The 16,079-nt window shown below is 51.8% G+C and carries 8 protein-coding genes; 7 read left to right on the forward strand and 1 reads right to left on the reverse strand.

Annotated elements, in window-relative coordinates; translation table 11 throughout:
* Positions 1 to 269: 269 nt before the first annotated feature.
* On the forward strand, positions 270 to 4,808 hold the full coding sequence (locus tag ABC336_RS07235) for a family 43 glycosylhydrolase (protein ID WP_413238041.1): 4,539 nt from the start codon (positions 270 to 272) through the stop codon (positions 4,806 to 4,808).
* 150 nt (positions 4,809 to 4,958) lie between these two features.
* On the opposite strand, the gene ABC336_RS07240 is transcribed toward ABC336_RS07235, so the two are convergent.
* Entirely contained in the window at positions 4,959 to 5,618 is a 660-nt protein-coding gene (locus ABC336_RS07240) for a cytochrome P450 (RefSeq protein ID WP_413242459.1), read from the reverse strand.
* Positions 5,619 to 5,711: 93 nt separating this feature from the next.
* On the opposite strand from ABC336_RS07240, the gene ABC336_RS07245 reads away from it, so the two are divergent.
* The 6 genes from ABC336_RS07245 to ABC336_RS31925 all read left to right on the forward strand — a co-directional run bounded on the left by ABC336_RS07245 (position 5,712) and on the right by ABC336_RS31925 (position 16,065).
* Positions 5,712 to 6,473 (forward strand): nucleotidyltransferase domain-containing protein, encoded by a 762-nt coding sequence (locus ABC336_RS07245; RefSeq protein ID WP_413238042.1) that lies wholly within the window; start codon positions 5,712 to 5,714, stop codon positions 6,471 to 6,473.
* 169 nt (positions 6,474 to 6,642) lie between these two features.
* Positions 6,643 to 6,795, forward strand: coding sequence for a hypothetical protein (locus ABC336_RS07250; protein WP_413238043.1), 153 nt, complete (start codon positions 6,643 to 6,645; stop codon positions 6,793 to 6,795).
* Positions 6,796 to 7,197: 402 nt separating this feature from the next.
* Positions 7,198 to 7,989 (forward strand): ParA family protein, encoded by a 792-nt coding sequence (locus tag ABC336_RS07255; protein ID WP_413238044.1) that lies wholly within the window; start codon positions 7,198 to 7,200, stop codon positions 7,987 to 7,989.
* Positions 7,979 to 9,004 carry a ParB N-terminal domain-containing protein gene (locus ABC336_RS07260; protein ID WP_413238045.1) on the forward strand — a complete coding sequence of 342 codons (1,026 nt, stop codon included), beginning with the start codon at positions 7,979 to 7,981 and terminating at the stop codon, positions 9,002 to 9,004. Before ABC336_RS07255 ends, ABC336_RS07260 begins: the two co-directional genes overlap by 11 nt.
* Positions 9,005 to 9,006: 2 nt before the next feature.
* Complete coding sequence (locus ABC336_RS07265) at positions 9,007 to 9,453, forward strand: DUF6075 family protein (protein WP_413238046.1); 447 nt, start codon at positions 9,007 to 9,009, stop codon at positions 9,451 to 9,453.
* 42 nt (positions 9,454 to 9,495) lie between these two features.
* Entirely contained in the window at positions 9,496 to 16,065 is a 6,570-nt protein-coding gene (locus tag ABC336_RS31925) for a DEAD/DEAH box helicase family protein (RefSeq protein ID WP_459564703.1), read from the forward strand.
* Positions 16,066 to 16,079 lie beyond the last annotated feature (14 nt).

The following is a 16,079-nucleotide window of genomic DNA, read 5'->3' on the forward strand; positions in this document are numbered from 1 at the left end:
AAATGGATTATCTTAAATGGATCTTTGTACTCTCTTTAGCCCGATCCAAGATAAAACAGTTCATTTTAAACTGGATACAAAAAACAATTTAAGATCGTACATTTTTTTACCATTTTCCGAAAGGTAGAATGAGCACCATAGCCAGAAAACCAAGTCATCAGGAAACAGAAAATGAAAGCGGTTTAAATGGCGCATGCAAGTAAAGGGGGTGACAAAATATTCGCCTGAGCGTTGGACAAACAAGGAAATGAATCCAAGGAGGACTGCACATGTTGAGGAATAAATTCAGGTACCTGCTGTTAGGGCTCGCAGTGATGCTGATGCTGCCGCAATGGAGCGGCACGGCTGCGGCTGCGGGGGTGCCTGGGGTGTCGAACTTCTATAATATTCTGTTCCAGAACGGCGGCGACCCTTGGGTCTACAAGCACACGGACGGCTACTATTATTATACACATACGACTGGCGGGAACGTCACGCTCTGGCGCTCCAGGACGATCACCGGTCTGGAGGGCGGCGACCGGATCGTAGCCTGGACACCGCCCAGAGGCACGATGTACAGCTCCAACATCTGGGCCCCGGAGATCCACCATGTCCAAGGCAAATGGTACATTTATTTCGCTGCCGACAACGGGACCAATGCCAACCACCGCATGTATGTCCTGGAGAACGAGAGCGAGAATCCGCTGACCGGCACCTGGACCTTCAAGGGGAAGATCACCGATCCGTCCGACCGCTGGGCGATCGACGGCACGGTGCTGGAGGTCGAGGATCAGCTGTACTTCCTCTGGTCGGGCTGGGAGAACACGGACGGCAGCTTTCAGAATCTGTATATTGCCGAGATGAGCAACCCGTGGACGACCAGCTCGGAGCGCGTGCTCATCTCGGAGTCCGAGTATGACTGGGAGAGCTCTCCAGCCAGGATCAATGAAGGCCCCCAGGTCAATATCCGGGGCAACACGATCAATCTGGTCTACTCCGCCAACGGCAGCTGGACCGACAGCTACTGTCTCGGCCTGATCACGGCCGGCATCGGCGATGATCTGATGGATCCTGCATCCTGGCACAAAAAGAGCGAACCGATCTTCTCTACCGCCAATGGCGTCTACGGGCCTGGCCATCACAGCTTTACCACATCGCCCGACGGCAGCGAGGACTGGCTCCTTTACCATGCTGCGCGCTGGCAGAGCTCGGGCTGGACCCGCAGCATCCGCGCCCAGACCTTCACCTGGAACGCAGACGACACGCCGAATCTGGGCGAGCCCGTCTCCTCGAACGTCCCGATCGCCTTGCCATCTGGCGAGCCGGCACGGCAGCGCTATGAGGCGGAACACGCCAGGCTGGTGAAGGATCCGGGCAGCGGAGACGGTCCCGCCGTCCGCCGGGAGGCCACTGCCTCCGGCGGCATGAAGATCACCCAGATCGACCAAGTCGGCGATTACGCGGAATTCACCGTCAACGTGCCGACCGCGGGGTTCTATACGCTGTCCGCCCGTACGGCCAACGGCTCGCCGAGCGGCGGGACGGCACACTTGATCTTGTCGGTGAACGGCGGCTCCGGCGGCAGGCTCAACGCCGTCTACTCCGGTTGGAATCACTGGGGCGTCTCCACGGCAAGAGTCCATCTGGCGCAAGGGGACAATACGGTCCGTTTCTTCAAAGGCGAGCACTATGTCGAGATCGACAGTCTGGATGTGATCGGACCGGTCGAGGGCATCGCCTTCGATGCTCCGGGGTATACGCTGGGACGCAATGATAACCGCACGCTGCCCCCGGTGCTGGAGCTGGCGGCAGATCCGGGATCCGGGAATCCTGTCCAGCCTGTTGCTGGCGGTGTTACGTACTCGGTTGCCGCCAACAACCAAGTGATCGAGGTGACCGATCCGTCTGCCGGTACGATACGGGCGATCGGCCTGGGCAGCACCCTCATCACGGCAAGCTATGGCGGCCATACGGCGACGGCAACGTTGACCGTCACGGAGGCGCCGGTATCGGTGCAATCCATCGCGATCAGCGGGCTGGAGCCAATCCTGGTTAGCGGGCAGACCAGTCAACCGCTGCAGCTCACCGCTCACTTCAGTGACTATGAAGTGCAGGATGTGACGGACGCTGCCAGCTTCGCGAGCAGCAATACCGAAGTAGCAGCTGTGACTGAAGACGGCCTCGTCCAGGCTATCCAGCGGGGCGAGACCGTGATCACCGCAGCGTTCGAAGGCAAGGAAACGTCATTCCATCTTGCGATAGCCGCCGACCCCGGAGAGTCGGGAATCCAGGTCCCTCCTGTGAACGCTAAGACGCCTTCCGGCAGGGTGCCTGAGCTGCCCGGCGAGATTCCGGTGACAGGTCCGGATGGGGTGACCGGGATGGCCGAGGTCACCTGGATGCTGCAGGGACTGGATTTCAATTCCCTTGGCACGGTGCAGGTACACGGTCTTCTGAAGGAAGCAGGCATTGCTGCGGAAGCGACTGTAGAAGTCCTGCCGAGCTGGGGACTTGATGAGCTCGTGTCGATCATGCGCGGCAGGATCGTCAACTTCTCCTACCCGCTGGGCGAAGGACTGGGCAACTATAGTCAGGCTGCCTACGACGCCCTTCTCACAGAGCTCGACGTCGCGGATGAGCTGGCCGCAGATGCCGAGCTGGATGAAGCGCAGTTCGAAGCTGCGGTCGCCCGTCTGGCTGATGCGGAAGCTGCGCTGCTGGACTCGCTGAGCCTCACCGAGGATGGCGTCGTCTATCACGCCTACCGGGATTTCTCCGGCGATGAGACCGGCAAGTATCCTTACGGCATCACGACCGAGGATCTGACCAATGGCGCGATTGCTGCGGTGCAAGAGGAAGGCGGCAACAAGTTCCTGCGTCTGACCACTACGGCGACCTCGGGCAAGGCCAACCTGTTCCTGCCATTTGCCGGCGAAGTGAATGCCGCCCCGGGCGAGCGCATCGTCATCGCCTACCGTGCCAGACTGAACAGCAGCTTCCAATACGCCAACGGCGCCATGGTGCGCAATGACAGCGGCACAGGCAATTATGCCATGGTGACAGCCTTTGATACAGGCAAGATCATCGTCCAGAACGGCCCCTCCAATAAAGTCAGAGTACAGGATGCTGTCCTGAACACATGGTATGACATCCGGATGGTCGCCGACTGGGACGCCAAAACCTACAGCGTCTATATCGACGACGTCCTGGTCGCCACCGACTACAGCTTCCGCCATACCGGCGGCGACCGGCTGACCGGCCAGCGCTTCGGCATCGACGGCTACGCCAACGCCTCGATCGACTTCGACGACTTCAAGGTGATGGTCACCGGCGGCGCAAAAGCAGCACCCGAAGGGCTCACGGCCAGCCACGAGACCGCCGAAGCGGCCGGGGACGGCAGCATCGACGGGGTGAATGGCGCAATGGAATGGTCAGCCGACGAGGGTGCGAATTGGACTCCTGTCGGCGCAGACGAGACCGTCCTGACCGATCTGGAGCCGGGGACGTACTGGGTCCGTTACCGCGCCACGGGCACCCATCAATCGAGCCCGCATGTGGCGTTGACTGTCCTGGCCTATGATCCGTCCGGGCAGCCGGTACCCGTCACCGGCGTGCGCCTGAACCAGACGAGCGCCACGCTGTATACGAACCATGGCAGCGCCACCGTCCAGCTCACCGCTGTGGTGGCGCCGGCGGATGCGACGAACCGGGGTGTAACGTGGAGCAGCTCCAACCCGGCCGTGGCGTCCGTCGATGCCGGGGGGCTAGTACGCGTCCATACCGCCGGCACTGCCGTCATCACGGCGACGACCGAGGACGGCAGCCACACGGCGACCTGTACAGTCACGGTCGCCGTCTACAATACCGGCAGCAGCGGCGGGTGGTTCCCGTACCCTGATCCCGTCAAGCCGGACGATGACACTGATCCTGACGAGCCTGCCGATCCGGACCACACTGATACGGACGAACCCGTCCAGAACGCGGACGGCAGCACGACCACCCGCGTCACTGACCCGGCTACCGGTACGGTGACCGAGACGACGACCTGGCCGGATGGCAGCAGACGCGCGGTCATCACGGATACAGACGGTGTACAGGTGGAGATGCTGAAGAGCGCGCGGGGAGAAGTGACAGCCAGCGTCCAGTTGCCGGCTGGCAGGGCCCAGGCGTGGATCACGCTGCCCGTTGTGGGCGCCTCGGCGTCTACCGTCGCCTACATCGTCAATGCCAACGGCAGCCGGACGATCCTCGGCACCTCCGTGCTGACAGTGGCTGGCCTGCGCTTCCTGGCCCGGGGCGAGCTGTCCGTTCAGCTGATGGAGAACCCGGTCGCCTTCCGCGATGTGCCGGGCAGCCATTGGGCCGCCGAGGCGATCGGCTTCGCGGCCAGCCGCGACCTGTTCCGGGGCACCGAGCCCGGCGTCTTCGCTCCCGGCGCGTCGATGAGCCGCGCCATGCTCTTCACCGTGCTGGCCCGGCTGGATGGCGCCGATACCGAAGGCGGCGACACCTGGTACAGCAAAGCGCAGGACTGGGCGATCGCGGCGGGGATCAGCGACGGCAGCACGCCGGGCGCGGCGATCTCCCGCGAGCAGTTGATCACGCTGCTGCACCGGTACGCCGGAGCGCCTGACGCCGGCGGCGACAGTCCGCGCTTCGCAGACCAGGGCGAGATCGCAGACTGGGCTGTGGGAGCGATGGATTGGGCGGTGGCAAGGGGGATCCTGAATGGCAAGCCGGGCAATCTGCTGGATCCGGCGGGTGCGGTGACCCGGGCCGAGATGTCGGTGATCCTTGAACGCTTTATCACTTGGTACAGCCAGGTATAGAAGCAAGCATTTTCGCGCATTACGCTATCCATTCTTCAAGGGGAAGCTGCCCGACGGGGGATCTAGATATAAGTGTAAATGTACTTCTTTTTTGATTCCTGCGTCTCTTTTCCCGGCTCGCAAGTGCAACTGCTATAACAGACAAATCTATCAAAATGATACCGGAATTTCCCTTACCCCACGAATGATCATGCCGGGTCTCCATTCCAATTCGTCGCTGCTTATCTTCAATCGGATATTAGGCATGCGACGAATCAAGGCACTTATCGCGATCTCACCTTCCAGCCGGGCAAGAGGAGCGCCAAGGCAGTAATGGACGCCTTTACCGAACGCGATATGGTTGTTTACTTTGCGGGTAATATCGAATTCGTCAGGGTCTGAAAATTTCCTAGCATCGCGATTGGCAGAGGAGAAGGAGACAAACACCATTTCTCCTTTGCGGATGCTTTTCCCTCCGAACTCGAAATCTTCCGTTGCCCATCGGGTGTTGCTTACCTCAGCTGGACCGTTGTAGCGCAAAATTTCATCGACCGCCGACGAAATGAGCTCTGGGCTGCCCCGTAGCTTCTCCCATTGCTCCGGATGCTCCAGCAAGGCCAACATCCCGTTACCGATCAGGTTTACCGTCGTTTCGTGGCCAGCAATGATCAAGACGAACACCAGAGCATATAGCTCGTGCTCGGAAAGCTTGTCTCCTTCGTCCTCGACGGCTAGCAAATCGCTAATCAGATCTTCCTGCAGCCGGGTTGACTTCAGTGCTTCGGGTCCCGGCCGATTCCCTTCAGGACAATTTGGCGGAATAGCCCATATTTCGGTCCACTCCGTTTTGCTACTATTAGATCATCTTATTAAGATCAAGGGGGGATAGCAATGTACGAACATCATAAGCGGGCATTGGACAAATTGACGGAGGTATTGCAGACGGATCCTTCCATTCTGGCCGTCATTACAGCGGGTTCCGTCGCGCAAAGGAAAGCGAGAGAATCGTCGGACGTCGACGTCTATCTGCTTGTCAACGACGAATCATATGCAGAACGCAAAAAATCACACAATCTGGCGTACATGAACCACGACAAGGACATTTGCGATTATGAGGGTGGATATATCGACGGCAAGATTATCAATCTTCGATTTCTGGAACAGGCGGCCGAACGCGGCAGTGAGCCGACACGATATTCCTTCGTCGGATCCACGGCATGGTTTTCGCGAATTCCGGATCTGGATTCGCTTCTCGCACAAATTCCGGTATATCCCGAAGCCAATCGCGACCGAAACATCCGGGATTTTTTCGCACAGATCGTTTTGTACGGCTTTTACTTCGCAGAAGAAGCAGTCAAAAAAAATAATCCTTATTTGTTAGCCCATTCCGCCAGCCAGCTCGCGCTTTTCGGCGGCCGCCTCATTCTCGCCCACAATCGCATCCTGTTCCCTTGTCACAAGTCTTTGATGACGTCTGTCGAGAGCGCCCCGGAAAAACCGGACGGTTTTATCGAAATGGCAAATGACATGCTGAGAAACCCTACGGAAGAGAAATGCAAAGCCTTCGCAAGCATCATGCTCGGCTTCCGGAATCCCGGCTTCGATCCGCAGCTTTCAACCGCTATCTTTATGGAGAACAATGAATGGAATTGGCTCGACGGCGAGCCTCCGCTCAGCGATCGATAAATTATAACGTCAATGACCCAATGAAGCCGAGCGAAAATAAGAATGAAGTGACCGTATGATGAGGGGAAGAGAATCATGAAAATATTTACACAATAAATGAAGTGGCTTGGATTAGTGCTCGTCCTGATCGTGTTTACCGTATTCGGGGTAGCGATGATGGGATCAGTGCTTGGTTGAAGCCAAAGGAAATCCCGGTCTGCTCGTACTGTTAATGTTCTTCTCCATGCCGCTGCTGAACATGGCTCCGGAGTTCTTGTCGCAGACGACGCGAGATTGGATCTATTCGTGGACGCCACTGCGGTTCGCGGTAGGAGGGCTGTGAGAAGTGATGTACTTCGGAGGATACAATGAATGAGGTCATAAAAATAAAAAAAGTTCATTAGAATCATTCCCTAATGAACTGCTTGTTATAAATGTGGTACCGGTGAGAGGACTCGAACCTCCACGGGTCTCCCCATTCGATTTTGAGTCGCGCATGCTATTCGGAAGATAGCAGAAACTAAGTCAAAGAAGAGGAATCTAAAACCCGCGAAAAGCCTTGTAAAATCAAGGTTTTTCGCGGGTTTCTTCGTTTTTTTCAGGCTCCGTAAGGCTTCCCGGTGACTACCTAAAATGAAGCCATTTTTGGACGTTGGGAAGAACTCGGAGAGAACGATAACAGAACAGCCCGCTCCCTACCATTGACAAATTAACATGAAGCAATCGCTTCAGGGAGGGTTTTGAAATGACCAATACAACGGTGATTACCATCGCCAACCAGAAAGGTGGAACAGGCAAAACGACCACCGCTTATAATCTGGCTTACGCCTTATCTAATGAAGGAAAAAAAGTACTGCTGGTCGATTTCGACCCGCAAGGCAATCTGACCATGTGCTTTGGCATTGAGCAGCCGGACAAACTCCAGTTTTCAATGTTCAACATCATGAACGCTATGATGACGGATGAACCACTTCCATCGCCCGAAGAATACATTCATTCGCATGGCAACATCGACCTGATTCCAAGCAACATTGAATTATCCGTAGCTGAAATCAACCTGCGCGATGAAATGGGCGGCGAAAAAACGCTGGCTTCTTTGCTGGAACCGATGAAGCCCAACTATGATTACATTATTATCGACACGAACCCCTCGCTTGGCTTGCTAACCATCAATGCACTTGCGGCCAGTGACAGTGTGCTGATTCCGGTCAATCCGCAGCTATGGTCTGCGACAGGTTTGACCCAATTGCTCAAGATCATTGTGAAGGTAAAGAAGCGGATCAACCCGCGCATCAGCATTGAAGGCATTTTGATGACGATGTGTGATACGCGGACCAATTTATATAAGGAAGCTTTTCGTTTGGTAAAAGTCTATTACCGAGAAACCTTCCGTGTGTTCAATATCCAAATTCCTCATTCCGTCAAAGTTGGGGAAGCAAACTTTTACAGCCAGAGCATTATTGAATTTCATCCAAAATCGAAGGTCGCAGTAGCTTATAAGGATTTAGCCAAGGAGTTGATGGCGAGTGGCAACTAAACGTCCTGTTCCCAAACTAGCCAGCATTGATGAATTACTGCTGCTTTCGGAACAACCACAGGAAACCTCCGACCCAAAAGGAGGTATACAAACTATTCCGATAAATAAAATAAGACTTTTCAAGAATCATCCGTTTCGCTTATATGAGGGAGAACGGCTTACGGATATGGCGAACAGCATTGAAAGTAATGGCGTGCTCGTACCTGTTATCACTCGTAGAATCGCGACGGATGAGAATGGCTGCGACTTCGAGATGCTCGCTGGGCATAACCGGATGAATGCAGCATTGCTCATCGGTCTGGAGAATTTGCCCGCCATCGTAAAGGAAAATCTCGCCGATGAAGAAGCGCTTATGTATGTCGTGGAAACGAACGTGCTTCAGCGCTCATTTAGCGAAATGCTTCCATCTGAAAAATCCAAAGTGCTGTCTCTTCGGTACTCCGATATGTTCTCCCAAGGGAAGCGCAACGACATTATCGACGAACTTAAAAAGCTGGAAAACCCGCAGTATGACAAGGAAAGTTCAACTTGTGCCCTAATAGGGCACAAGTTGAATAGTAGAGAAATTGTAGCCGCTGAATACGGATTATCCAAAAATACGGTTGCCCGCTTACTGCGAATTGACCATTTAATAATTGAGCTAAAACGACGCGTGGACGATGCGCAAATTGGTATCTATCCAGCAGTGAGCCTCTCGTATTTACCAGAAACAGAGCAAAGCTTCATTGAAGAAATTTTGACGCAAAACGAGTACAAAGTGGACATGAAGAAAGCCGAATTGTTGCGAACATACTCCGGCAAACTCACCACTGATCAAGCAACAAAAATCTTATCTGGCAAAGCTACTCGCAAGCCGCGCAGCAAGTCACCCGCTCCCTTCAAGCTCAATCACAAAGTTTATGCCAAGTACTTCACACCGGAGAGCAAAGCATCTGAGGTTGAGGAAGTTATCGAAAAGGCGCTGGAGATGTATTTCACTCATCAACGTCAATTCGATCAAAACCAAGGAGGATGAATATGTTAACGAAGTTTAAAGATCTTGATCATCATCAATTTTATGAAGCTATGCTTCGCATGACTCACAGCCAGACGGACCCGTATCGTCAACCATTGTTTTACTTGCTTGGCTTGACGGAGCAAACCCGTTCCCACGTTCGCGATCTGTACGATTTCGATGAAAACGTCATTCGCCCAGAAGGACTTAATAAAGGCTGGCAGACCAGTTCCACCATTAAATTGACACGTTTGGCGTTCAACTTATACAACGGTTACTCCGGGGACGAAGAAAGGGATGCCGCCCGAAATTACAGCCCATATTTTATGTTTGACACCAGCCATCTCTCTTATTTTTTTGAAGCCGTCAAATTGCGTTATGCCGAGTATACGCGCTTACAACCCCATGATTTTATTCATATACCAAAGACCGATACGGACAACCGTTTTGACTACGATTTGGAACATTAGGAAGCTTGCATTACAAACAACCGAAGGAAAGGAGACCCCATCATGCGTCGAGTCGAACGATTGCGGAATCTATACGAGTCGGCGATTGCAGAACTGACCCAAAGCGGAGAAACCTGGAAGAATTATTTGCGCTTTGCTTCTTCTATTTATAAGTACTCTTTTGATAACTCGCTGCTGATCTATAGTCAAAATCCAGATGCCACCATGTTGGCTCCCCTACCTATCTGGAACCAAATTGGCCGCTATGTGAAAGCAGGAGAGAAAAGCATTGCCGTCTGCGATTTCGGACAAGGCCACCCCACTCTAAGCCATTTATTTGATGTAACACAAACGACTGGCAGGCAACTTCCTGTACTCTGGAACTTGGAGTCCATCAATCCCGATGAGCTTGCTGGAAGGCTCACTTCTTATGATACGACCAATTTGAGTGAAGCCATTGCAAGCTTATCTAGGGAAGCCACCATCTCATCCATAGATGAACTGCTTCAAGATATTGAAATTGATATTCAGGAGCATATGCTGGATTCCATTCCTCGACATGGATTAGAACAACACATGCAAGACTTAATTCAAGAGAGTATTTGTTTCCTCATTCACCACCGTTGCAATCTGCCCGAACCGGAAGATATGGATTTCTCCACGATCATTCATTTCGATTCGTTTTCATTAACCGCACGATTAGGGCATCAAGTCAATACGCTTGCTTACGCCCTACTGCAAGATATCGCTAGGCATGTAAAAATCATGAAAGAAGAAAGGAGTGTTACTCATGGACAAGAGAGAGAAACCGAACCTGACCTATCACGAAATAGACGGCCTGCTCTATCCCAATCTGCAAATCTCGAACGAACTGCAAGCGGACGAGCAGCCGCTGGGCCGTTACGGACGAATGGCGCTAAATTACCTGCGCAACCATCACCCACAACGCTTTCAGATTCTTCAAATGCAAGGCGACCTCATGAAGAAAATGCACCAAGTGGAACAGGAAGCCCAAGCGAAGCTGGAACAACTGATGGAGCAGCTTCTACGGCTTCGTCCCCTGCCCCAGACCGACGACACGCTGAAGCGGACACGTCATCTGAATCAGATCAAGGAGACCGCCGAAGAACTGATTTTAAACGACATCGTATTCAAGGTGAGATAACTTCATCCAAACCAACTATGGAGCCGCAAACCAGCGGTTCTTTTTTTTCGCCTGAAACTGGTGATAACCTTACGGAGAGTCGAACTGCGGAGGAAATGCTGGAAGTTCTGGTGCAACGGCATCAGGGCGTGGAAAGGCTCAAACCCCGCATTTATCAATTTGTAACCGAGCATCATCCGGTGAAACCTGCTGACCTTGTATCTATGCTAAAAAATGCGTACGGTATAGGCGGGGCTAGGGGAGACTTGGGATTTGGTCTGCAAGGGTACATGACCAGTGGCAAAGGCATTGAGCTATTATGGACAGATACAAATGGCGAGCACGAAGTGACGCTGACCTGGAAAAAAGTTGCCTCCATCTTGCTCACCCTGATACAGGAAGGACGGTATAGCGAAAGTCTCCCTCCTTTCCCGCCGCTAGAGCCAGAATGGTCTTTATTCAGTTATGCCGAGCAAATCGCACAAAACGAACAAGAGGAGCAGAAAACCGAAAATGCTCAGGCTTCCGCCCCGACCCAAAACCAGCTACAACCGACATCATCTCCTGTTTCCGACAATCCATTGCCAACCTCCCACGATTCGGATCCTACCGCCACTGGTACAACCATTTCCGTTTCTACAGCAAGCAACTATCGTTTTGATCCGTCCCGCTCTCCTTACGTATCCGGTCCGAAAAGCAAATACAAGCGCAATGTGGAAGCCATTCGGTTGCTCAAGCAATTGGAGGAGGAGCAACAACAGGCTAATTCGGAAGAACAACACATCTTGGCCGGTTATGTCGGTTGGGGCGGTTTAGCCAATGCGTTCCATCCAACCGCCTCCGGCTGGGAACATGAATATGCGGAGTTAAAACAATTGTTGGATGAGGATGAATATGCAGCGGCGCGCAGTTCAACCATAACTGCCTTCTACACCGAACAAGGGATCATCCGTCCCATTCACGACACTTTAAAACGTTTCGGACTTACGGAAGGCACAGGACGGATGCTGTTAGAGCCATCCATGGGTTCAGGCAATTTCTTCTCCGTTCTTCCCTCAGAGTGGGATAACGCCGAACTGCACGGTGTGGAGCTTGATCCTTTAACCGGCCGAATCGCCCGCCAACTCTACCCAAATGCCAACATCCGTCTGCAAGGCTTTGAGACCGTGGACTGGAAGAATACTCGATTCGATGCCATATTCAGTAACGTTCCGTTTCACAATATCCGTGTGTTTGACAAACGATACACAAGCAATTATCTCATCCATGATTACTTTTTTATTAAATCACTGGACATGTTAAAACCATGCGGCATGTTGGCCTTTATCGTTAGCAAGGGCACACTGGACAAGCAAGATGCCAGTGTACGCAAGTTATTAGCACAGCAGGCTGAGTTGATCGGTGCAGTCCGTATGCCCAACACTGCCTTTCGATCCCTTGCCGGAACAACCGTTACGACGGACATCGTCTTTCTGCAGAAACGTGCCTCTCCGCGCCTCTTTCCCAATGATGAATGGCCAGAGTGGGTAGAGGTCGGGTCGACCGATGACGATGTTCCCATTAACCGTTATTATTTGTCTCACCCTGAAATGGTACTTGGACGTATGGTCTGGGATCGCGGCATGTATGGAGCGGAGCAAACCACCGCCTGTATACCACTAGAAGGGCAAGACTTTCCCCCTGCTTTGGAGCAGGCACTTCATTCCTTGCAAGCAACAATCCCGCCTCCGGCTGCTTCATTACCGCCTTCTCTATCATCGGGGATAATGGACACCGTTGAACCGGAACGTCGTGAAGCACCAAGCGGTGCTAAAAATTTCACTTTTATCATAGAAGATAACCGCATTTACTACTGCGAAAATGATGAACTGCTCTCTCAAAATATTCAAGGAAAAAAAGCGGAGCGAATTAGAGGATTATGTGAAATCAGAACCGCCCTGCTTGACGTCATTGACATCCAATCACAGGAGGACGGGTATGACGAAGCTGAACTTTCAGTAGCCCAACGGCTACTCAATCAAGTGTATGATCGTTTTGTTCGTTCATACGGTGCAATAAACGAACGAGCAAATATAACGGCATTTGCTGATGATGATCAACTCCCACTCCTACGATCCATTGAGGATTTAACTCCTGAGAAAACTTGGAGTAAAGCAGCCATTTTCTCACGTCCAACCATCCGACCAAATCGCCTCCCCGAGCATACCGAATCTGCCCTTGAAGCGCTGCAAATTTGCCTCAATCAAAGGCTGCGAATTGACTTGCCTTATATTGCATATTTGTGCAACAAAACAACAGCCGAGGTTCGTGAGGAGCTTGGAGAACGCATCTATTTAAACCCGCAAAATTACACAGGGGACATTGATGAGGGCTGGGAGCTTGATGAAGAGTATTTGTCTGGTCACGTTAAAGACAAATTAGCCTATGCCGTATTGAAAGCTCAAGAGAATCCTATATTTAATCGAAATGTTGAAGCATTGACCCGTGTACAGCCTGCCCCTCTTCTGCCCGGAGAAATTGATTTTCGTATCGGCAGTCCGTGGATTCCCGTGCGCTATTACCGAGATTTTATGTATGAAACATTTGGCACATCACAGGTGCTTCGAAACACGAATACTGTGGATGTTGATTACTTGGAATACACCAATACGTGGCGTGTATCGGGCAAATCATTGGAGCGAGACTCCATAAAAGTAAATCAAACATTCGGTACGGATCGTGCCAACGCGTACGCAATTTTTGAAAACAGTCTAAATTTGCAAAGCGTCACTGTTCGAGATCCCGTCCAATATTTAGACTCAACCGGGAAAGAACAAGTGAAATATGTTGTGAACGCTAAAGAAACCATGATTGCCCGAGCAAAGCAGCAACAAATGCGCGAAGCATTCGCCTCGTGGCTGTTTCGGGATAAAGAGCGAGCAGACAAACTGCTGGCGATATACAACGATAAATTTAATACGATCCGCCCTCGCCACTATGACGGTGAGCATCTGGTATTCTCTGGGATGAGTGGAGAAATGGAGCTGCGAAAACATCAAAAAGATGTAGCCGCTCGTATCCTCTATTCAGGAACGGCACTAATGGCCCACGAAGTTGGAGCCGGAAAAACGGCCGCCATGGTCGCTGCTGGCATGACCTTGAAGCGGATTGGTGTAGCACAAAAACCAATGTATTGCGTTCCCAATCACCTTACGGAGCAATGGGCCAATGAGTTTTTGCGTTTCTATCCTGGGGCCACTATTCTCGTCACAACCAAAAAAGATTTTACACCTGCCAACCGTCAACGCTTTGTGTCGCGTATCGCAATGGGCGATTATGACGCCATTATCATTGGGCACTCGCAGTTCGAGAAAATCCCGATTTCCCGCGAACGGCAGGAACGGCTTTTAGAAGATGAAATCCACAATGTGGCACGCATGATCGATCAGATGAAAAAAGAAAAAGGAGACGACTGGAGCATTAAGCAGATGGTCGTATTTGAAAAAAATCTGAAATCCCGGCTGGAACGTTTGGTTAATGAAGGGAAAAAGGACGACCTGCTCACCTTCGAGCAACTTGGCGTAGATATGCTGTTTGTCGATGAAGCTCACGCTTATAAGAATTGCTTTACGTATACAAAAATGCGGAATGTGGCCGGAATTGGCAAGTCAAGCAGCCAGCGGGCCACTGATATGATGCTCAAATGCCAATACCTGCAAGAGGTGAATAACGGGAGAGGTGTTGTTTTCGCGACGGGTACACCAATAAGCAATAGCATGTCCGAAATGTATGTGATGCAACGTTACCTTCAGCCGCGTCTGCTACAAAAACTCGGTCTAGACTTCTTTGACAACTGGGCCGCGACTTTTGGTGAAGTTGTGACCTCTCTGGAAATGACACCAGAAGGCAGCGGCTATCGAATGAAATCCCGTTTCGCCAAGTTTCATAATTTGCCTGAACTGATGAGTCTGTTTCAATTGGTCACAGATATCCAGACCGCCGATATGCTGAATCTCCCCACTCCTGGACTGAAGGATGAGAAAGCAACCGTGGTCGTCAGTGAATGCTCGCCATTTCAACGGCAGATCATGGACGAGTTTGTGGTTCGCGCCGAGAAAATTCGTAAAAATGAAGTCGATGCATCCGAAGACAATATGCTAAAACTCACCCATGAAGCCAAGCTCATGTCCATTGATCCGAGGTTGCTCGACGAGGGCGCTCCATCTGATCCGCATTCTAAACTCAATAGCTGCATCGGCAATGTCTTTGACATTTGGCAGCACACTCATGAGGATCGACTAACACAAGTGATCTTTTGCGACAGCGGTACTCCAAAACCCGGGCAGTTCAACGTATATGATGAAATAAAGGTGCAATTGACGGCTCAAGGCGTGCCGGAAGGAGAAATTGCCTTTATTCACGATGCGAAAACAGACGTACAAAGAGAAGAATTATTTGAAAGCGTGCGCCGCGGCGGAGTTCGCATTCTACTTGGCTCCACTGTGAAAATGGGAACGGGAACGAATGTGCAGGATCGGCTTATTGCCGCTCACCATCTAGATTGTCCTTGGCGTCCGGCTGATATTACCCAACGGGATGGACGTATTTTGCGGCAAGGTAATCGGAACGAGACGGTTCAGATCTTTCGTTACGTAACCAAGGGAACATTTGACGCCTACCTGTGGCAAATTCAAGAGCAGAAGCTTCGCTACATCTCCCAAGTCATGAGTGGCAAGAGTATTTCCCGTTCCTGCGAGGATGCCGACGAAACCGTTTTAACGGCTGCCGAAGTCAAGGCCGTGGCTACCGGCAACCCGCTGCTCGCTGAAAAAATGCACGTAGATAATGAAGTTGCGCGATTGAAACTGCTGAAAGCCAACTGGCAAAATGAGCAAACGGTGCTCGAAAACAAAATTCAAAGAAGCTACCCAACGATGATTACAGTCTGCGATGAAAAACGGAAAAAGGTTTTGACCGATATTCAGACGGCGGAACAACATCGCCAGACATCCTTTTCAATTCAATTTGATGGCAAGACTTATGAAGAACGGCCCGAGGCCGGAGAAGTTCTGCTTGTGTTGGCAAACATGGCCGAGGCGGGGCAACCTGCGGTACAGATTGGTCAATTTTTCGGCTTCCCGCTATACCTGCTTCGTTCTGTTTTTGAATCTGTCCATCTGCAAGTACATGGAGCGGAAACCTACTCCATCGAGCTTGGAGAATCGGCATTGGGGAATCTATCACGGTTGGAGAACCTGATTGCCAAAATTCCAGCAATGCTCCGGGAGATCGAGCAAAGTCGAGAAGATACTATGGAGAAGCTTGCAGCCGCGCAGAAGGAGATTGGTAGACCATTTGAAGAGGAACAGAAGTTGCAACAACTAGTGGCTCGACAATCCGAAATCAATTCAACACTGGAGTTTAAAGAACTGCAAGACCAAGAACAGTTTAATGGGGAAATCGTTGAGGGAAATCTTTCTCATGACATGGAGATTGACAGAGAGAACTGAGATAAGTTTCCCTC

It is taken from the genome of Paenibacillus jepli, from assembly GCF_047238105.1.
Classification (GTDB): Bacteria; Bacillota; Bacilli; order Paenibacillales; family Paenibacillaceae; genus Paenibacillus_D.